This window comes from Sphingobium sp. TA15 (genome assembly GCF_037101235.1).
Taxonomy (GTDB): Bacteria; Pseudomonadota; Alphaproteobacteria; order Sphingomonadales; family Sphingomonadaceae; genus Sphingobium; species Sphingobium indicum.
In genome coordinates this window covers 56376-74939 of the sequence record NZ_AP025356.1, presented here as the reverse complement: position 1 = coordinate 74939, position 18564 = coordinate 56376, and the positions used below count along the sequence as shown (strand labels likewise).

The following is an 18564-nucleotide window of genomic DNA, read 5'->3' as shown; positions in this document are numbered from 1 at the left end:
CGCCATGATAGGGAAATCATGGCATGCAATCCGACTTATGAACAGCCGATGCCAAGGAGATAAGCCTTATTGCAGCGGAATTTTCAGCCAAATCGACTATCCTGACGAGCTTCAACGGACGAAAATCCGCCTGCCGTCAATCCTCGTCAATCAGGATGCGCACCGCCGCCCCGTCCGTATCCTCGAACTGGCCATTGCCCAACGCCCAGAAAAAGGCCGCCAGCCCCAGCAGCCCCAGCCCAAGCGCAATCGGAATCAACAGGCTGAGACCCGTCATTTCACGGCTCCTTTCAGGCGCAGGGCATTGGCGATCACGATCAGCGAGGATGTCGACATGGCCACCGCCGCGACCAGCGGCGTCACCTTCCCCGCTATGGCCAGCGGCACCGCCAGCACATTATAGCCGATCGCCAGCGCGAAATTCTGCTTCACCACCGCAACCGTCCGCCGCGCCGCATGCACGGTCAGCGCCACTGGCGCCAGCCTGTCGCCCAGGAACACGGCGTCGGCGGTAAGCTGGCTCGCATCGCTGGCGGAGGCGGGCGCCATGCTGGCATGACCCGCCGCCAGCGCCGGACCGTCGTTCAGCCCGTCCCCGATCATCAGCACCTTCTCGCCCCTGGCCTTCAACCGGTCGATCAGCGCCAGCTTGTCGGCGGGGCGCAGATGGCCGATGGCGGTAGTGCGGGTTTCGCGGGCAATCTCCTCCAGCGCTTCGGGCCGGTCGCCGCTGGCGATCAATATCTTCATCCCCATGCCGCGCAGCACGTCCAGCGTTTCCGCCGCATCGGGCCGCAGCGCGTCGGTGAAGCCCAGCAGCAAGGCCTGATCCCCGCGCCGATATTCCGCCGCCAGCCCGAACAGGTTGATCAGGCTGCGCGGACGCGCCAGCGACACGGCCACGCCTTCATAGTCCCCGAACACGCCCTCTCCGGCGACTTCGCGGACATTGTCGAGCGCGGCGGGCGTCACCCCCCGCGCCTCCAATGCTTGCCTCAAGGCGACGCTCAGCGGATGGCGGGACGCCCGCGACAGGGACAGCAGGATCGACCGGTCGTCCCGCCACAGACGGCGCAACCCCTGCGGCACCGGACGGCCCAGCGTCAGCGTGCCAGTCTTGTCGAACACCGCCTCGCTGACCTCCGCCAGCCGTTCCAGCGCCGACCCGTCCTTGACCAGCACGCCCCGCCGCATCAGCGCGCCGCAGGCAACGATCTGCGCCGCGGGCACCGCCAGCCCCAAGGCGCAAGGACAGGTGATCAGCAACACCGCCACCGCGATCAGCAACGCCTGATGCACCCCCGCCCCGGCGATCATCCACCCCGCGAAGGACAGCGCCGCCAGCAGATGGACGCAGGGCGCATAGAGCCGCGCCGCCCGGTCGGCCAGCCGCACATAGCGCGACTTGCCCTGCCCCGCCTCCTCCATCAGCCGGGCGATGTCGGCAATGACGGTGTCGGCCCCCGCCGCCGTCACCTCCACCCGGATCGGCCCGTCGATATTGAGCGCACCCGCCTGCACATCGTCGCCGGGATGCACCCGCACCGGGGCGCTTTCGCCGGTCAGAAAGGCGATGTCGAGCCCGCTTTCCCCCTCCGTCACACGCCCGTCGGCGGCCAGCCTTTCGCCCGCCGCCACCAATATCGTCATGCCGGGGCGCAGCGCGTCCGCCCGCATCCACCGGCTGCTCCCGTCCGCCTCCAGCACCAGCGCGCCCGGCGCGGTCTGCTTCAGCAGCGCCGCCACCCCCGCCCGCGCCCGGCCGCGCATCATGCTGTCGAGCGAGCGCCCCGCCAGCAGGAAGAACAGCAGCATCACCGCCCCGTCGAACCAGGCATGCGCCCCGCCGGTGACGGTCTCATACAGGCTCATTCCGGTGGTCAGCAGCACGCCGATGCTGATCGGCACGTCCATGTTCGTCCGCCCCTGCCGCACCGCCGCCCAGGCCGAACGGAAGAAGGGCTGGCCCGCATAGGCCACCGTCGGCAAAGCGATCAGCGCGGAGAGCCAGTGGAACATTCCCCGCGTCGCGCCCGCCGCCCCGGACCAGACCGACACCGACAGCAGCATGATGTTCATCGCCGCGAAGCCCGCCACCACCAGCGCCCGGGTCAAACGACGACTTTCCGCCGCCGCCACGTCCAGTCCCGCATCAGCCAGCGGCTCCGCCTCGAACCCCAAAGCGGCGATGGCGGCGCGCAGGTCGGGCGGGGTCAGCGCCGGATCGTGCCGGATGGCGACCCGCTTCGCCCCCATATTGACCCGCGCCGACATAATGCCGGGCTGGCGGGGCAGCCCCTCCTCGATCTTGGCGATGCAGCCGACGCAATGGATGCCGGGAACGGCGAACAGGCTTTCGGCCGCCCCTTCCGCCACAGGATCGGAGATCAGCGCTTTCGTGGCCATCAGTCGACCTCCCTCAACAGATGCTCCTCGCGCCCGGTCAGGCGCAGGTCGAAACGGATCTGCCACCGCCCCTCCGGCAAGGCCCGGTCGCTGGCATAGACGCCCGGCGCGGTCTCGCGAAAGACCAGCGACAGGTCCGGCGTCCGCCCCAGCGGATGCTGCGCCACCGCCGTCACCTGGCCGCCCGCCACTGGCGCGCCCTTGGCGTCGGTAAGGACCAAGCCGACATGCCGCGCCGCATCCAGCGTCACCGCGTCCCGCCATCCCAGCCGCTTCTGCGCCCGCGCCTGCGCCAGCCAGCCGTTGAACTTCTGGCTGGCGACATAGCTGTTCTCGACCACCGTGCCGCCGAAGGATCGCACCGCGACGGTCGCCATCAGCATGTTGACCGCGATCACCACGGCAAAGAACGCCACCAATATCGCCGTCATGTGCCAGCCGGTGAAGCGGCGGAGGGGGGATGGAGCAGGGGTCATGCTTCAGGGCCTTTCAAATCGGGCGGGTTCGCTGGCGCTGCCGCCTTCGCGATCGATGGCGCGCACGGTGAAGCGGAAATCCTGCCGCGCCGGGCCGCCGGAAGGCAGCGTCAGGAAGATGCGCAGCTTCGCCACGCTGTCGGCGGGCACGGTCGTCCGCACCGTCGCGGCGGCATTCTCCCGCGACCCCGCATCTGTCCATATCCGGCCTCCGGGCAGGCCGGTGAGGCCCACCTCCATCGGCCGGGGCCGCGCCTGCATATTGCGCAGCTTGACCGTATAGGCGTTGCGGATCGCGCCGTCGGACAGGCGCACGAAGATTGGGTTGCGGTCCTGCTGCGCGCTGATCTCCAGCCGCTCCCGCGCCCCCAGCGCGAACAGCATGGCCGCGCCGATCCCGGCCCAGATCGCGAAATAGGCGATGGTGCGCGGCCGCAGCAGCGTCTTCAGCACCGGGCGCGGTTCCGACCCCTTCTGCTCCGCTTCGGCGTCATCCTGCGTGCAATAGTCGATCAGCCCGCGCGGCCGCCCGACCTGCGCCATCACCTTGTCGCAGGCGTCGATGCACAGCGCGCAGGTGATGCAGCCGATCTGCGGCCCTTCGCGAATGTCGATGCCGGTCGGGCAGACCGCGACGCACTGGTTGCAGTCGATGCAGTCGCCGAACGCGCCCGGACGCGCTTCGGCCTTCTTCAGGCTCCCGCGCTTCTCCCCGCGCCAATGCTTGTAGGTGACGACCAGCGACTTCTCGTCCAGCATCGCCGTCTGGATGCGCGGCCAGGGACACATATAGATGCACACCTGCTCCCGCATGAACCCGCCCAGCACGAAGGTGGTCGCGGTCAGCACGAAAGTCGTCGCATAGGCTTGCCACGCGGCGGTCCCGCTCCAGAATTCCCGTTGCAGGGTCGGGGCGTCCGCGAAATAGAATATCCACGCGCCCCCGGTGACGAAGGCGATCCCCAGCCAGACCGACCATTTGACGATCCGCCGGGCAATCTTGGCCGCGCTCCACGGCGCCTTGGCCAGCCGCAACTGCGCATTGCGGTCGCCGTCCACGAAACGCTCCACATGCTGATAAAGATCGGTCCACACCGTCTGCGGACAGGCATAGCCGCACCAGGCCCGCCCCACCGCCGAGGTAACGAGGAACAGCCCGATCCCCGCCATGATCAGCAGGCCCGCGACATAATAGAATTCCTGCGGCCAGATCTCGATGGCGAACATGTAGAAGCGCCGATGGGCGAGATCGACCAGCACCGCCTGATCCGGCGCATAAGGCCCCCGGTCCCAGCGCAGCCAGGGCGTGCCCCAGTAGATGGCCAGCGTCACCGCCATGATCGCCCATTTCAGGCGACGGTAGAAGCCGTCGACGGCCTTGGGATAAACCCCCTTGCGCTTCTCATAGAGCGAGGCGGACCCAGACATCAGCACCCCCCTGTTCCTCCCTGCGCCGAAGGCGTGGGGAGGGGGACCAGCCGAAGGCTGGTGGAGGGGAAATGCGCAACCTCAGCCCATTTCCCCTCCACCACCGCCTTCGGCGGCGGTCCCCCTCCCCATGCAAGCATGGGGAGGAACAGAAAAGCCTCACCGCCCCGCATCACCCTCGCCCCCGCCAAGGCTATGCACATAGGCCGCCAGCATGCGGATGGTCGCCTTGTCCAGCTTGTCGTCCCAGCGCGGCATCACGCCATGGCGGCTGTTCCACACGGTCTCGCGGATGGTCCCGGCATCGCCGCCATAGAGCCAGATCGCATCGGTCAGATCGGGCGCGCCCAACGCCCGGTTCCCCTTGCCCGCAGGCCCATGGCAAACCGCGCAATTGTCGGCGAAGACCCTGTCCCCCCGCCGCGAAGCCGCGCCTGGCCGGTCCTGCCCGCTGATCGCCCGGACATGCGCCACCACGTCATCGACCTGCGCCGCCGTCAACAACTGATCCTTGCCGAAGGCGGGCATCAGCGACTGGCGCGTGGCGTCATGACCGGGATTGCGGACGCCGTCGGTGATCGTCTTCTCGATGGCCGCCAGATCGCCGCCCCACAGCCAGTCGTCGTCATTGAGGTTGGGATAGCCCTTCGACCCCGCGGCCCCCGACCCATGGCACTGGACGCAATGCACCCGGAACGCGGCGCGCCCGCCCTCGACCGCCTGCTGCATCAGTTCGGGCCGCCCCGGCAGCGCCGTGACCGGCGTCTCCGCAATCGCTTTCCGGATCGGCGCGATCTGCCTTTCCCGCGCCGCCAGTTCCCTGTCCAGCGCCCCCCGGCTCGACCAGCCGAGCATGCCGCCGGTCGCCCGGTCGATCATCGGGATGGCCGGATAGGCGATCATGTACCCGACAGCGAACAGGATCGTCGCGTAGAAGGTCCACAACCACCAGCGCGGCAGCGGCGTGTCCAGTTCCTGGATGCCGTCCCATTCATGATGCTTGATCTCCGTCCCGGTGGCGGGATCGATGCGCTTCTCGTCAGCCATGGTCGGCTTCCTCTTGCTCGAAAATGGCGAGCGCGGCGTCGGCGCTGCGCTGCCGCCCATGGGGCAGGAAATGCCAGCCGATCAGGATCGCATAGAGCAATCCCATGAAGACCAGCCCCCAGCTATCGGCGAAATGCCGCAAGGCGTCGTAGCTCATCGCCCAACCTCCTGCGGCTTGGCGCTGTCCACATCGACCAGCGTGCCCAGCATCTGGAGATAGGCGACCAGCGCATCCATCTCCGTCAGCTTGCCCGGATCGCCGTCGAAATCGCGCGCCTGCGCCTTGGGATAGCGTTTCAGCAGGTCGCTGCTGTCCGCATCGGGATCGGCTTGCGCCTTCAGGTCGTCATTGGCCCTGTCGATATCGTCCTTCGTATAAGGCACGCCGACATCGTTGAGCGCGGTCAGATCCCGGCTCATGTCGCCCGCCTTCAATTCCCGCTCCGCCAGGAAGGCATAGCCGGGCATGATCGATTCCGGCACCACCGCGCGCGGGTCTTTCAGATGCTGGACATGCCATTCGTCCGAATAGCGGCCGCCCACGCGAGCCAGATCCGGCCCGGTCCGCTTCGATCCCCATTGGAAGGGGTGGTCGTACATGCTCTCCGCCGCCAGGCTGTAATGGCCATAGCGTTCCGTCTCGTCCCGGAAGGGCCGGATCATCTGGCTATGACAATTATAGCAACCCTCGCGGATGTAGATATTCCGCCCCGCCAGCTCCAGCGGCGTATAGGGACGCACGCCCTCCACCTTCTCGATAGTGTTGTCGATCCAGAAGAGCGGCGCGATCTCCACGATGCCGCCGATGGCGACTGTAATCAGGGCTGCGATGCCCAGCAGCGAAACATTCCGCTCCAGCCTGCCATGGTCGAAGAACTTGCCCTTGGTCTTGGTTTCCATGTCCGGATACTCCTTCAGGCGGGCTGCGCGACGATCGGCCGGTCGGCCGCGGCATCATAGGCCGCATCGTTCATCGGCTTCTCCACGCGCAGCGGGCTGCCCGCGATGGTCCTGCCGATATTCCAGGCCATGACGAGCGCACCGCTGAGGTACAGCAGCCCCCCCGCCGCCCGGATCAGATACATGGGGAACATGGCGCTCACCACTTCGGAGAAGGCGTAGACCAGATAGCCGTCGCTGCCATATTCGCGCCACATCAACCCCTGCATGATGCCCGCGACCCACATCGACGCGGCGTAGAGAACGATGCCCACCGTCGCCAGCCAGAAGTGACAGTTCACCAGCCGAAGACTGTACAGCCGCTCCCGCTTCCACAGTCGTGGCGTCAGATAATAAAGACAGGCGAAAGTAATCAGCCCGTTCCAGCCCAGCGCCCCGCTATGGACATGGCCGATGGTCCAGTCGGTATAGTGGGAAAGACTGTTGACCGCCTTCACCGACATCATCGGTCCTTCGAAGGTCGACATGCCGTAGAATGCCAGCGCCATCACCATCATGCGGATGATCGGATCGGTGCGGATGCGGTCCCACGCGCCGTTCAGCGTCATCAGCCCGTTGATCATCCCGCCCCAGCTAGGCATCCACAGCATGACCGAAAAGACCATGCCCAAGGTCTGCGCCCAGTCGGGCAGCGCGGTATAATGAAGATGGTGCGGCCCTGCCCATATATAGAGGAAGATCAGCGACCAGAAATGGATGATGGAAAGCCTGTAACTATAGACCGGCCGCTCCGCCTGCTTGGGCACGAAATAATACATCATGGCCAGGAAACCGGCGGTCAGGAAGAAACCGACCGCATTATGCCCGTACCACCATTGGGTCAGCGCATCCTGCACGCCCGCGAAAGCGCTGTAGCTCTTGGAACCGAGCAGGCTGACCGGCATGGAAAGATTGTTGACGATATGCAGCATCGCAATCGTCAGGATGAAACTCAGGTAAAACCAGTTCGCGACATAGATATGCGGCTCGCTGCGGCGCAGGATCGTCCCGCCGAACACGACCAGATAGGCGACCCAGACGATGGTCAGCCACAGGTCGACATACCATTCCGGCTCGGCATATTCTTTGCCCTCGGTAATGCCCAGCAGATAGCCGGTCGCCGCCAGCACGATGAAAAGCTGATAGCCCCAGAAGACGAACCGCGCCAAAGCCGGAAAGGCCAGCCGCGCCCGGCATGTCCGCTGCACCACGTAGAAGCTGGTGGCGATCAGCGCATTGCCCCCGAAGGCGAAGATGACGGCGGAGGTGTGCAGCGGCCGCAGCCGCCCGAAACTCGTATATTCGATCCCCAGGTTGAGCGCCGGAAAGGCCAGTTGAAGCGCGATATAAAGCCCGGCCAGAAAGCCCGCCAAGCCCCAGAAGACCGTCGCGATCACGCCCCAGCGGATCGGATCGTCGTCATATCTGCCTTGCGACGCAGGCATCTTCAGCAGCCCGCGGGTGATCGCCTCATAATCGGCGTGCCGCATCGTCAGCACCGCCACGGCCAGCGCGGCCGCGCAGGCGATCCCCATATGCACGGCAAAGCCGAAGTCCGCCGCCGCCAGCGCCGCCAGAAAGGCCAGCGTCGCGAGCGCGAACCAGCCGCCCGTCTTCCACACCAGTTGCTCCATCGGATTTCCCCGTCAAAGGCTATGCGGCGTCCTTCCTCCGGGAGCCGCACCCATGCATTGACCTCTGTCAAAGCCGGCGGCGCAGGTATGTAGGGGAATGTCCGTATGGGGCGGCCCTGGTAAGCCCCTCCCCTTCAGGGGAGGGGTTGGGGTGGGGGCGTGCCGTTATCCCCAAGCTTTCGCGTGGGGCACGCCCCACCCCTCGGTCCCCTCCCCTGAAGGGGAGGGGAAGTGCTATTCCCCCTCGGCCATCCCCTCCAGCCGCTCGGCATCCACGACGCGCACCCCGCGCCGCCCGGCCAGCGCGATCACGCCCATCCGCTTCAACTCGCCGATCTGCCGCGACACCGTCTCTATGGTCAGCCCCAGCACGTCCGCGATCTGCTGCCGCGACAGGGGCAATTCGATCACCCCGGCCCGGTCCGCCCGCAGCCGCCGCCGCATGTCCAGCAGCAACGTCGCGACCTTCTCCCGCGCATTCTTCCGCCCCAGCAGCAGCATCCACGCCCGCGTCCGGTCCAGATCGTCCAGCGTCCGCCGCAACAGCCGATGCTCCAGCGCCGGATGCTCCCGCGCAAAGCCGTCGAACGCCCCGCGCGGATAAAGGCACAGCCGCGCATCGGTCAGCGCCGTGACGCTGTGCGGCGTGCGCGCGCCGAAGGGGCGGCCGATGAAATCCGAAGCATAGACGACGCCGACGATCTGCTCGCGCCCGTCGCCGGTGGAGGTGGACAGCTTCAGCGTCCCCTCGATCACATTGGCGACCAGCGTCGAACTGTCGCCTTCCCACATCACGGTCTGCCCGGCCTGCAACGACACCCGCCGCCCGATCCGGTTCAGCGCCCCGCGCTGCTTTTCGTCAAGATCGGCGCAGATCGCCTGATCGCGCACCTCGCAACGGTCGCAATATTGCCCGCCGCAGCCCTTGGCCGATGGCGTTGCCGCCATGGCGAAGGCCGCATCCTCCTGCGCCTTTTGCGCCAGATCAAATCGCATATCCATGCGCCGATCCATGCCGCCCCGGCACACCGCGACCTATCCGTAATTGTCCCTATGAGGCGGAAGTGGGTGGAAAGCCGACGTTCCCGATTTCGTCACCCCGGGCTTGACCCGGGGTCCCGCTTTCTTTCTGAGTCCGCGCCCAGCCCAAGGCAGCGGGACCCCGGATCAAGTCCGGGGTGACGGAAACTGATATCAGCTATTGGCCAAAAGCCGCCACCCTCCCATCAAAACTTCATTCCCACGCCCACGCCGAAGACGAAGGGATCAAGCTCCAGCTTCACCCTCTGCACGCCCGCACCGGCGGTCGACAGCCGCGCCGTGGTGTCGATGTCGATATATTTGACGTCGAAATTCAGGAACATCCGCTCGTTGAGGTCGATGTCGACCCCCACCTGCCCCGCCCAGCCGAAGCTGTCGGACATATGCACTTTGGTCGCGCCCACCGCGCCCTCCAGCGCGCCCGAAGCCTTCTCGCTATAGAAGAGCGTGTAATTCACCCCCGCCCCGACATAGGGCCTGATCTTCCCTTCGGGCAGGAAATGATATTGCGCCGTCAGCGTCGGCGGCAGCACCCAGGTGGAGGCCAGCTTGCCGATGCCGCCGGTCGTGCCGCTCCGCCCGCTCGCGCTATGCTTGGTGGTCGCGGCGATCAGTTCGAAGCCGATATGGTCGGTCGCCATATAGGTGACGTCCACTTCCGGCATCACGCTGTCGTCGACCTTCACCTTCTCGCCCGGAAAGGCGGGCAGCACGCTGCCGCTCTTCTCGTTGGGCGCGACCATGATGCCGCGCAGCCGCACCAGCACGTCGCCCTGCGCCGCCTCAGCAGGCCCGGCCAGAACAGCGCAACCGGCGGCCGCGCCCAGCAGGATCGTCTTGACGCTCATGTCTTTGAAACTCCATCCCTGTTGTCGATGGAGCCCCTTGTGCCGGGCCGCGACGCACCCGGCATTGATCCCGCGCAACCGGCAATTTGACCTGGCTCAATGTGGCGGGCCGCCAACCCGCTACTTTCGCTTCCGATATGAAAAGCGATTCGAAACAGCAGGGCGCCCGCCATCCCGCCCCGTCCCGCAAGCGGGCGACATGACCGTTGCCGTCATGTTGCAGGACCGGCAGCGCCGGCGGCGGGATATGGTCCCGCCGCCGGCGCGCATGGTCCGATCAGGACGTCAGAAACGGTGGGAGAAGCTGAGGCCGGTGAACCCATAGCGCGAACGGATCACCGTCCCCGCGCTGTGGCCCGTCCCGACCACCTTGCCGTTCAATTCATAGTCCGCGCTGAACGTAAGCTCATCCTTCTCGCCCAGCCGCTTGGTGAAGCCGAAGGTCAGCGATTTGGACGACGTGCCCGGAGTATTGACGTTCGCCAGGACGAATTCGCTGCCGAAATGCCGCTTGGCAAGGCTGGTGCCTGCGCGAACCGTCAGCCCCGGCATCAGGCCATAGGCCACGCCGAGCTTGAAGGTGGTGTGATCGCGCCAGCCGAAGCCCGCCTGCTCGCTGAAGGCCTTGACGCCGCTCCAGTTGGTCCGGATCACGTCGAAGCCCAGCGTCAGGCGATCGTTCGGCTTGACCGAGACGCCGGCGCCGAACTGCTCGGGCGTGTCTATGCTCCCGCCCAGGCCGGCGAGCAGGTCGTCCTCATATCCCTTGAGGTTGGACATGTGCACCTTGGTGAAATAGGTCGCGCCCAGGCCCACGGCGGGAACCGGCTTCCACAGGATGCCGAACCTGCCGCCGACGCCGAAGGCATGGCTCCACCCATGGTTCGGCAATTGCGCCGGTCCCTGGGGCGTCGGCACGATGACGCCCCTGGCCCGGAAGAACTCGTTGACCACGCCTAGGCCCACGCCGATGGAAAGATTGTCGCGCAGTTTAAACGCGATGGTCGGCGCGATGCCCGCCTGGATGAAATTGGCGCGTTCCTTCGAAAAGCCCATGCCCGGCACGAAGGGCTTGTTGTAGCTCTGGCCCAATCCTCCGCCGAAAGAAGTGACGGCGATCGTCACCTTGTCGTTCAGGTGATAGTTGACGCCGAAGTCGGGAATCGGCTGATATTGATGGCCTTTCACGTCATTGCCGGGGAAGAACAGGTCCGTAGTGCGGGTGTTCAGGATGAAAAGCTGGGCGCCGATCTCGAAACCATTGTCGACGAAGGTCGCGCCGGCCGGGTTGATCGTCGCCGCTTCCGGTCCCTGGGGCAGAGCGATGCCGACGCCGCCCATGCCCGTGGCCCGCGCATTGGCGCCGGTGAGATAATATCCGTCCGTGGCGTAGGCGGGAAATGCGATCCCCAGGCCGATGAGGCAAATTCCGGCACTGAAGATATTTAACTTGTTCATCACTCTTGACTCTCTCCAACATTAAAACGTGCCCGGCCTCTAGACGCGAGGCCGGGGTTCTTCCGGATCAGGCGCAGCAAGGGATGGGACGACCTCCAGGGAGAGCCACCCCGTTCAGCGGTTTCCCGCCGTCATCGGGTCGAAAAACCCGCATGTTCATCAACTTATTGTTCCGCCGAATGACCTTCATTCAAATTCCGTATCACGTCGGCCCGGCGATTCGAGGTCTTTGGCTGAATGGCGGTCATTCGGATAGTGGATTGGAACCGGTCGAACTGATCCAAATCAGGGGCGCGCCGGCCAAAAACCCGCCTTCTCCTGCCATCTTCCGGAAAAATACTATGACATTCGATATATGAATTGCGGTCATTCACCGCAAATCCGCCAATGAAAACGGAAATTCCCCATGCGGATGACGCGAATCCACATCGCGGCAAGCCATGCTTGGACGGAATGCGGGGAAGAAGGTCGTTGTCCTGCCGAAGGGATGGGAGGGACTGTCCGGTCCGAACGATCTTCCGGCCGCCCGCCCCCTTCCGTTAGAACTCACGCCCAGCGGGGTCGACGAAATTCGAACCCGATTGAGATAAATCAAGATGCGTGCGCGCTCGCTGTCCTACACAGGCTCGGCGATGAGGGCCGGCGACGGCTCCAGCATAGTCAGATTTAGGCCGGAGCAAGCCAGCATGTCCGTCGCGATTTCTTCCGAACCGGCAAGACCGGCCTGAGTCCAGGATCATGTGGACCTATCATCCCGACCTGCTCGACCGGCCCGTCCCGCGCTACACCAGCTATCCCACCGCCGCGCAGTTCGGCGGCGATGTCGGCGCGGCGGAACTGGCCGCCCGGCTGGATGCGGTGGCCGGGGTGAAAAGGGACGACGCCCTCTCCCTCTACGTCCACATCCCCTATTGCCACGACATATGCTGGTATTGCGGCTGCAACACCGGCGCGGCGAACCGGGTCCAGCGTCTCGCCGCCTATGTCGAATCGCTGGAGCGGGAAATCGCGACCCTCGCCGCCCGGCTGAACGGACGCGGCCGGGTGCGGCGCATCGCCTTCGGCGGCGGCAGTCCCAACAGCCTGCCGCTGGTCGATTTCGTCCGCCTGCTCCAGCAATTGCTGCTCTGCTTCGAGGCGCATCATGCCGAATTGTCGGTCGAACTCGATCCCCGCCGCCTCGACGGCCAATGGATTTCGACCATGGCCGCGATGGGCGTCGACCGCGTGAACCTGGGCGTCCAGACCTTCACCCCCCATGTCCAGGCGCGGATCGGCCGCATCCAGCCGCTCGACATGGTGGAACGCGCCGTCGGCCAGTTGCGCGCCGCCGGGATCGCGACCGGCTTCGACCTGATGTACGGCCTGCCCGGCCAGACGCAGGACGACCTCGCCGCCACGCTGGAGGCCGCCATCGCCATGCGCCCCGCCCGCATCGCCCTGTTCGGCTATGCCCATATGCCGCGCCTGCTGCCACGCCAGCGCCGCATCGACGCGGGCGATTTGCCCGATCTCGCCACCCGCTTCGCCATGGCGGCGCGGGGTCATGAGACGCTGACCGGCGCGGGCTATGAAGCCATCGGCTTCGACCATTTCGCCCTGCCCGAAGACGCCATGGCCCGCGCCGCCCGCGAAGGCCGCCTGCGCCGCAATTTTCAGGGCTTCACCGACGATCCGGCGGACATATTGCTGGGCCTGGGCGCCAGCGCGATCAGCCAGTTCCCCGACCTCATCGTCCAGAATGAGAAACAGGCAGGCCCCTGGCGCGCCCTGGCCGACGCCGGGCAATTGACCGCCGCCCGCGGCACGCTCCGCACGCCGGAGGACCGCCGCCGCGGCCGCATCATCGAAGCCCTGCTCTGCCAGGGAGAGGCGCATGTCGGCACGGCGCACCCCCTGCCCGACCTCAGCCGCTTCGAACGACTGGGCCTCGTCCGCCTGAGCGAAGGCCGCGTCGCCCTGACGCGGGACGCCCTGCCCTATGCCCGCAGCATCGCCGCCTGCTTCGACGCCTATATGGAACCGGCGGAAAGGCGCTTCAGCCATGCGGTCTAGCGCGCTGGCATTGCTCGCCATCATCCCGCTGACCGCCGTCCAGCCACCGGCAGCCGCCGCCCAAAGCCCCTGGTATTGCGGTTCCGCCCCTCCCGGCTGGACGCCCCCCTGGCAACGCAAGCCCGCCACCCCGGACGACAAGAACGCCCCCTGCCATTTCATCCCCTGCGACCGGAAGAAGATCCGCAGCGAAACCTGCCGGTAAAGAACCTACGTGCTCCTGCGAAGGCAGGAGCCCAGTCCCGCCCTTAGTGGATGATCGGACCGTCTGAACTGGGCTCCTGCCTTCGCAGGAGCACATATCGTTCCATGGCCATAGCCAAACCTCATCAAGCCAAAGCCAGCACGCTCGTCAGAATATTCCGCACCAGTTCCGCCTGCCCCCGCGCTCCGGTCTTGGCGTAGATCTTCTTCGAATAATTCCGCGCCGTCTCCACCGTCAGCCCCAGATCGTCCGCCGCCTCCCCGATCGACATGCCCTGCGCAATGGCCCAGGCCAGCCGCGCCTCGCTGGGCAGCAGGCCGAACAGGTCGACCAACTGGCCGCACCTGTCCGCCTGCGACCATCGGTCGCCGCTGATATAGGCGATGGCGACGGGCGGCGACTGGACCGAGGGGGACCGGTCCTGGATCGGCCGCACCAGCATGTCGATCATCGGATCGCGGCTGAGGTTGATCGCCTTGGGCCGCGCCTCCGCATCCTCGGCGAAGCGCTTGACCAGAGCGGTCAGTTCCCGGTCCACCGCCGGGGAAGAGGGCATCAGCCGGTCATACCGCCCCCGCCGCAACACGCTCGACCGCTGGAAGAGCGGCTCCAGATGCGCCGTCATGTCGACGATGCGGCACCGCGCATCCAGCGTCAGCCAGCCCGAATTGAGCCGCCCGAACGCCTCCGAAGTCACCGACGACCGGAATTTCTCCCGCTCGAACGCGACGAAGCTGCGCAGCGCGATGCGCAGATGCGGCACCAGCGCGGTCAGCAGCGCGCCGACCGCCGGTCCCACCTCCCGCCCGCCCGCGCAACTCAGCCAGGCGTCCATGCCGCTCGCCTCCGCGACGCGCACCGACCGGAAGGCGGTGATGCGCAACGGGTCCAGCCATTCCCGGCGATAGGATTGCAGCGCCGCATCCTTCGGCTCGATCAGTTCGTCCAGCGTATAGACCCGCGCCTCCCGCATCCGCCGGTAGGGCAACGGATCGCGCCCCTGCTTCTCGTTGAACAGCCGGTCCGGATGCAGCGGCCCCGCCGGCCCGGCATGCAGTTCCACGATCCTTTCCTCATCGATGGGCCGGAACGCCAGCCCGGCATAGGCCGCCCCGGTCCGCGCCCGCAGCTTTTCCAGGAACCCGTGCCAAAGGGGTTGCTCGAACATACCCTCATGGAGAGCCGCCAATAATCCGCCGTCGTCCAGTCGCATGACTAATATGTATATCCTCCCATATGGGAGGTCCAGTCCCTCCCCGCTTCTGCCATCAGGCCGTCACGAAACAAGGCGGTGAACATGATCGATTCGAAAAGGCTGACCCATCTGGAACGTCTGGAGGCGGAGAGCATCCATATCCTGCGTGAAGTGGTGGCGGAGGCCGAAAAGCCCGTGATGCTCTACAGCGTCGGCAAGGATTCGGCGGTGATGCTGCATCTGGCGCGCAAGGCCTTCTACCCCTCGCCGCCGCCCTTCCCGCTGCTGCATGTCGACACCACCTGGAAATTCCGGGCGATGTACGACCTGCGCGACCGGATGGCGCGGGAATCGGGCATGGAACTGCTGGTCTACCGGAATCCCGAAGCGCAGGAACGCGGCATCAACCCGTTCGACCACGGCCCGCTGCACACCGACATGTGGAAGACGGAGGGGCTGAAGCAGGCGCTCAACCTCTACGGCTTCGACGCGGCCTTCGGCGGCGCCCGCCGCGACGAGGAAAAGAGCCGGGCGAAGGAGCGCATCTTCTCCTTCCGCACCGCCAGCCACGGCTGGGATCCCAAGAACCAGCGCCCGGAACTGTGGAACCTCTACAATGCCCGCAAGAACAAGGGGGAGAGCATCCGCGTCTTCCCGATCAGCAACTGGACCGAACTGGACATCTGGCAATATATCCACCTGAACGACGTCCCCATCGTCCCCCTCTATTTCGCGGAGGAACGCCCGACGGTGGAGCGCGACGGCATGCTGCTGATGGTCGACGACGAACGCTTCCCGCTGAAACCGGGCGAGGAGCCGGTGATGCGCTCCATCCGCTTCCGCACCTTGGGCTGCTACCCGCTGACCGGCGCGGTGGAAAGCACGGCCAAGACCCTGCCGGAGGTCATTCAGGAAACCCTGCTCACCACCACCTCCGAACGCCAGGGCCGCGCCATCGACAAGGACGCAGGCGGCGCGGGAATGGAGAAGAAGAAGCAGGAAGGTTACTTCTAGCCCACCTCTCCTCCGTTCGGGCTGAGCCTGTCGAAGCCCTCCACTTTTATCTTCAAGAAGAAAAGCCCTTCGACAAGCTCAGGGCGAACGGGACTGGAACGAGATGACCGACACGCTCGACGACCCCATCTACAAGACCGACGCCCTGATCGCGGAGGACATCGACCGCTATCTGGAGGTGCACCAGCACAAGACGATGCTGCGCTTCATCACCTGCGGGTCGGTGGACGACGGCAAGTCGACGCTGATCGGCCGCCTGCTCTACGACAGCAAGATGATCTTCGAGGATCAGCTTGCCGCCCTCGAAGCCGACAGCAGGCGCGTCGGCACCCAGGGTCAGGAAATCGACTTTGCCCTGCTGGTCGACGGCCTCGCCGCGGAACGCGAACAGGGCATCACCATCGACGTCGCCTATCGCTTCTTCGCGACGGAAAAGCGCAAGTTCATCGTCGCCGACACGCCCGGCCACGAACAATATACGCGCAACATGGTGACGGGCGCGTCGACCGCCGACCTTGCCGTCATCCTGATCGACGCGCGCAAGGGCGTGCTGACCCAGACCCGCCGCCACAGCTATCTCGCCCACCTGATCGGCATCCGCAACATCGTGCTGGCGGTGAACAAGATGGACCTGGTCGACTATGACCAGGCGGTCTATGACGGCATCGTCAAGGATTATGCCGAATTCGCCAACGGCATCGGCATAAAGGCCTTCACCCCGATCCCGATTTCGGGGTTCAGGGGCGACAATATCACCGGCCTCAGCGCCAACACCCCCTGGTACAAGGGGCCGGCGCTGATGGAGCATCTGGAGACGGTGGAGGTCGATCAGGTCTCCGACCGGGAAAAGCCCTTCCGCATGGCGGTGCAATGGGTCAACCGCCCCAATCTCGACTTTCGCGGCTTTTCCGGCCAGATCGCGACCGGCACGGTCCGCGTCGGCGACCCGATCCGCGTCCTGCCGTCGGGCAAGACCAGCACGGTCAGCCGCATAGTCACGCTCGAGGGCGATCTTGACTCCGCCGTCGCAGGCCAGTCGATCACCCTCTGCTTCGCGGACGAGGTCGACTGCTCGCGCGGCGACGTGATCGCCGCGTCCGACAACCCGCCCCAGTCCGCCGACCAGTTCGAGGCGACCATCGTCTGGATGGCGGATGAGGACATGCTGCCCGGCCGCCCCTATTGGCTGAAGATCGGCACGCAGACCGTCACCGCCACGGTGCAGCAGCCCAAATATCAGGTCAACGTCAACACGATGGAGCATCTGGCGGCGAAGACGCTGGAACTGAACGCCATCGGCGTCGCCAACCTGTCGACCGACCGCCAGATCGTGTTCGAACCCTATGCGCAGAACCGCGCGCTGGGCGGCTTCATCCTGATCGACAAGATCAGCAACGCCACGGTGGCGGCGGGCATGCTGCATTTCAGCCTGCGCCGGGCGCAGAATGTCCATTGGCAGGCGACCGACGTCAGCCGCGACTTCCACGCCAATCTCAAGAACCAGAAGCCCGCCGTGCTGTGGTTCACCGGGCTGTCGGGCGCGGGCAAGTCGACCATCGCCAATCTGGTGGAAAAGAAGCTGGCGCGGATGAACCGCCACACTTTCCTGCTGGACGGCGACAATGTGCGCCACGGCCTCAACAAGGATCTGGGCTTCACCGACGCCGACCGGGTGGAAAATATCCGCCGCGTGGGCGAGGTGGCGAAGCTGATGACCGACGCGGGCCTGATCGTCATCACCGCCTTCATCTCCCCCTTCCGCGCCGAGCGGGAGATGGTGCGCCAGATGATGCAGCCCGGCGAATTCATCGAAGTGCATATCGACACCCCCCTCGCCGATGCGGAGGCCCGCGACGTCAAGGGCCTCTACAAGAAGGCGCGTTCGGGCGAACTCAAGAATTTCACCGGCATCGACAGCCCCTATGAAGCGCCCGAAGACCCGGAAATCCGCATCGACACCACCGCCATGACCGCCGAACAGGCGGCAGAGGCCATCGTCGCCCGGATCATTCCATGAGCGGACCAGCCAGCACCATGACCGACGCCGAACTGGCCGCGCATCTGGCTGAGGTGGCCGGACGCATATTGGTCAATGTGCGGGAAAGCGGCCTGTTCGGTCCCGCCGCGCTGGGCAAGGCGGGCGACCAGACCGCCAACCAGTTCCTCTGCCGCGCCCTGCGGGAGACGCGGCCCGAAGACGGCCTGCTGTCGGAGGAGGAGAAGGACGATGAGGCGCGCCTGACCAAAAGCCGGGTCTGGATCGTCGACCCGGTCGACGGCACCCGCGAATATGGCGAGGCGCGGGCCGACTGGGCCGTGCATGTCGGCCTCGCCATGGACGGCCGCCCGGCGGCGGGCGCGGTCGCGCTGCCCGGCCTGAACGGGGGCACCTTGCTGCGCTCGGACCAGCCGGTCCCCATCCCGCCCGCGCCGGAAAAGCTGCGCATGGTCATATCCCGCACCCGCCCCGCCAAGGAGGCGGTCGCGGTGGCCGAACGCCTCGACGCCGAACTGGTGCCGATGGGTTCTGCGGGGGCCAAGGCGATGGCGGTGATATTGGGCCAGGCCGACATCTACCTGCACAGCGGCGGCCAATATGAATGGGACAGCCTGGCCCCTGTCGCCGTCGCCCAGGCCCACGGCCTCCACTGCTCCCGCATCGACGGCTCCCCCCTCATCTACAACCAGCGCGACGTCTACCTCCCCGACCTGCTCATCTGCCGCAAAGACCACGCCGACAAAGTGCTGCACCTGATAGCGGACCTACCCTGAAATTCCTCCCCATCGCAGATGGGGAGGGGGACCGCTCGCAAAGCGA

17 protein-coding genes are annotated in these 18564 nt (G+C 65.8%); 5 read left to right on the top strand and 12 right to left on the bottom strand.

Annotation, left to right across the window (positions count from 1 at the left end; all coding sequences use genetic code 11):
• Positions 1-136: 136 nt before the first annotated feature.
• From ccoS to Sj15T_RS17650, 11 genes are all read right to left on the bottom strand, one after another.
• Positions 137-277, bottom strand: coding sequence for a cbb3-type cytochrome oxidase assembly protein CcoS (gene ccoS / locus Sj15T_RS17700; protein ID WP_007688161.1), 141 nt, complete (start codon positions 275-277; stop codon positions 137-139).
• The gene (locus Sj15T_RS17695) at positions 274-2406 is read right to left on the bottom strand and encodes a cation-translocating P-type ATPase (protein ID WP_013053666.1); all 2133 of its coding nucleotides are present in this window, start codon (positions 2404-2406) and stop codon (positions 274-276) included. The genes ccoS and Sj15T_RS17695 overlap by 4 nt, the downstream gene beginning before the upstream one ends.
• The gene (locus tag Sj15T_RS17690; RefSeq protein ID WP_013053665.1) at positions 2406-2882 is read right to left on the bottom strand and encodes a FixH family protein; all 477 of its coding nucleotides are present in this window, start codon (positions 2880-2882) and stop codon (positions 2406-2408) included. The genes Sj15T_RS17695 and Sj15T_RS17690 overlap by 1 nt, the downstream gene beginning before the upstream one ends.
• A 3-nt stretch (positions 2883-2885) precedes the next feature.
• Positions 2886-4316: a cytochrome c oxidase accessory protein CcoG gene (gene ccoG, locus Sj15T_RS17685; protein ID WP_013053664.1), complete on the bottom strand. Its 1431-nt coding sequence runs from the start codon at positions 4314-4316 to the stop codon at positions 2886-2888.
• A gap of 153 nt (positions 4317-4469) precedes the next feature.
• Entirely contained in the window at positions 4470-5357 is an 888-nt protein-coding gene (gene ccoP / locus Sj15T_RS17680) for a cytochrome-c oxidase, cbb3-type subunit III (RefSeq protein WP_013053663.1), read from the bottom strand.
• Complete coding sequence (locus Sj15T_RS17675; protein ID WP_013053662.1) at positions 5350-5514, bottom strand: cbb3-type cytochrome c oxidase subunit 3; 165 nt, start codon at positions 5512-5514, stop codon at positions 5350-5352. The genes ccoP and Sj15T_RS17675 overlap by 8 nt, the downstream gene beginning before the upstream one ends.
• Positions 5511-6257 (bottom strand): cytochrome-c oxidase, cbb3-type subunit II, encoded by a 747-nt coding sequence (gene ccoO, locus Sj15T_RS17670; RefSeq protein ID WP_013053661.1) that lies wholly within the window; start codon positions 6255-6257, stop codon positions 5511-5513. Before ccoO ends, Sj15T_RS17675 begins: the two co-directional genes overlap by 4 nt.
• A gap of 14 nt (positions 6258-6271) precedes the next feature.
• A complete protein-coding gene (gene ccoN / locus Sj15T_RS17665; protein WP_013053660.1) occupies positions 6272-7930 on the bottom strand; it encodes a cytochrome-c oxidase, cbb3-type subunit I in 1659 nt (552 codons plus the stop codon).
• A gap of 234 nt (positions 7931-8164) precedes the next feature.
• Positions 8165-8932: a Crp/Fnr family transcriptional regulator gene (locus Sj15T_RS17660; RefSeq protein WP_013053659.1), complete on the bottom strand. Its 768-nt coding sequence runs from the start codon at positions 8930-8932 to the stop codon at positions 8165-8167.
• Positions 8933-9156: 224 nt separating this feature from the next.
• Positions 9157-9819, bottom strand: a complete 663-nt coding sequence (locus Sj15T_RS17655) for an OmpW family protein (RefSeq protein WP_013053658.1) — start codon at positions 9817-9819, stop codon at positions 9157-9159.
• 285 nt (positions 9820-10104) lie between these two features.
• Positions 10105-11277, bottom strand: a complete 1173-nt coding sequence (locus Sj15T_RS17650) for an outer membrane protein transport protein (protein ID WP_007682473.1) — start codon at positions 11275-11277, stop codon at positions 10105-10107.
• Between the two features lie 738 nt (positions 11278-12015).
• Between Sj15T_RS17650 and hemN the strand changes: the two genes are divergently transcribed.
• Both hemN and Sj15T_RS17640 read left to right on the top strand, forming a co-directional pair.
• Positions 12016-13332, top strand: coding sequence for an oxygen-independent coproporphyrinogen III oxidase (gene hemN, locus Sj15T_RS17645; RefSeq protein ID WP_013053655.1), 1317 nt, complete (start codon positions 12016-12018; stop codon positions 13330-13332).
• The gene (locus tag Sj15T_RS17640) at positions 13322-13537 is read left to right on the top strand and encodes a hypothetical protein (protein ID WP_013053654.1); all 216 of its coding nucleotides are present in this window, start codon (positions 13322-13324) and stop codon (positions 13535-13537) included. Before hemN ends, Sj15T_RS17640 begins: the two co-directional genes overlap by 11 nt.
• A 124-nt stretch (positions 13538-13661) precedes the next feature.
• On the opposite strand, the gene Sj15T_RS17635 is transcribed toward Sj15T_RS17640, so the two are convergent.
• A complete protein-coding gene (locus Sj15T_RS17635) occupies positions 13662-14750 on the bottom strand; it encodes a helix-turn-helix transcriptional regulator (RefSeq protein WP_253720744.1) in 1089 nt (362 codons plus the stop codon).
• Between the two features lie 54 nt (positions 14751-14804).
• Between Sj15T_RS17635 and cysD the strand changes: the two genes are divergently transcribed.
• From cysD to Sj15T_RS17620, 3 genes are all read left to right on the top strand, one after another.
• Positions 14805-15746, top strand: coding sequence for a sulfate adenylyltransferase subunit CysD (gene cysD / locus Sj15T_RS17630; RefSeq protein WP_081440716.1), 942 nt, complete (start codon positions 14805-14807; stop codon positions 15744-15746).
• 103 nt (positions 15747-15849) lie between these two features.
• Entirely contained in the window at positions 15850-17763 is a 1914-nt protein-coding gene (cysN, locus tag Sj15T_RS17625; protein WP_013053651.1) for a sulfate adenylyltransferase subunit CysN, read from the top strand.
• Positions 17760-18518, top strand: coding sequence for a 3'(2'),5'-bisphosphate nucleotidase CysQ (locus Sj15T_RS17620; RefSeq protein ID WP_041386790.1), 759 nt, complete (start codon positions 17760-17762; stop codon positions 18516-18518). The genes cysN and Sj15T_RS17620 overlap by 4 nt, the downstream gene beginning before the upstream one ends.
• The last annotated feature ends 46 nt before the right edge of the window (positions 18519-18564 follow it).

Coding starts and splice junctions, on each gene's coding strand:
- ccoS (WP_007688161.1), bottom strand. CDS start 277: ATGACGGGTCTCAGCCTGTTGATTCCGATTGCGCTTGGGCTGGGGCTG.
- Sj15T_RS17695 (WP_013053666.1), bottom strand. CDS start 2,406: ATGGCCACGAAAGCGCTGATCTCCGATCCTGTGGCGGAAGGGGCGGCC.
- Sj15T_RS17690 (WP_013053665.1), bottom strand. CDS start 2,882: ATGACCCCTGCTCCATCCCCCCTCCGCCGCTTCACCGGCTGGCACATG.
- ccoP (WP_013053663.1), bottom strand. CDS start 5,357: ATGGCTGACGAGAAGCGCATCGATCCCGCCACCGGGACGGAGATCAAG.
- Sj15T_RS17675 (WP_013053662.1), bottom strand. CDS start 5,514: ATGAGCTACGACGCCTTGCGGCATTTCGCCGATAGCTGGGGGCTGGTC.
- ccoO (WP_013053661.1), bottom strand. CDS start 6,257: ATGGAAACCAAGACCAAGGGCAAGTTCTTCGACCATGGCAGGCTGGAG.
- ccoN (WP_013053660.1), bottom strand. CDS start 7,930: ATGGAGCAACTGGTGTGGAAGACGGGCGGCTGGTTCGCGCTCGCGACG.
- Sj15T_RS17660 (WP_013053659.1), bottom strand. CDS start 8,932: ATGGATATGCGATTTGATCTGGCGCAAAAGGCGCAGGAGGATGCGGCC.
- Sj15T_RS17655 (WP_013053658.1), bottom strand. CDS start 9,819: ATGAGCGTCAAGACGATCCTGCTGGGCGCGGCCGCCGGTTGCGCTGTT.
- Sj15T_RS17650 (WP_007682473.1), bottom strand. CDS start 11,277: ATGAACAAGTTAAATATCTTCAGTGCCGGAATTTGCCTCATCGGCCTG.
- hemN (WP_013053655.1), top strand. CDS start 12,016: ATGTGGACCTATCATCCCGACCTGCTCGACCGGCCCGTCCCGCGCTAC.
- Sj15T_RS17640 (WP_013053654.1), top strand. CDS start 13,322: ATGCGGTCTAGCGCGCTGGCATTGCTCGCCATCATCCCGCTGACCGCC.
- Sj15T_RS17635 (WP_253720744.1), bottom strand. CDS start 14,750: ATGCGACTGGACGACGGCGGATTATTGGCGGCTCTCCATGAGGGTATG.
- cysN (WP_013053651.1), top strand. CDS start 15,850: ATGACCGACACGCTCGACGACCCCATCTACAAGACCGACGCCCTGATC.
- Sj15T_RS17620 (WP_041386790.1), top strand. CDS start 17,760: ATGAGCGGACCAGCCAGCACCATGACCGACGCCGAACTGGCCGCGCAT.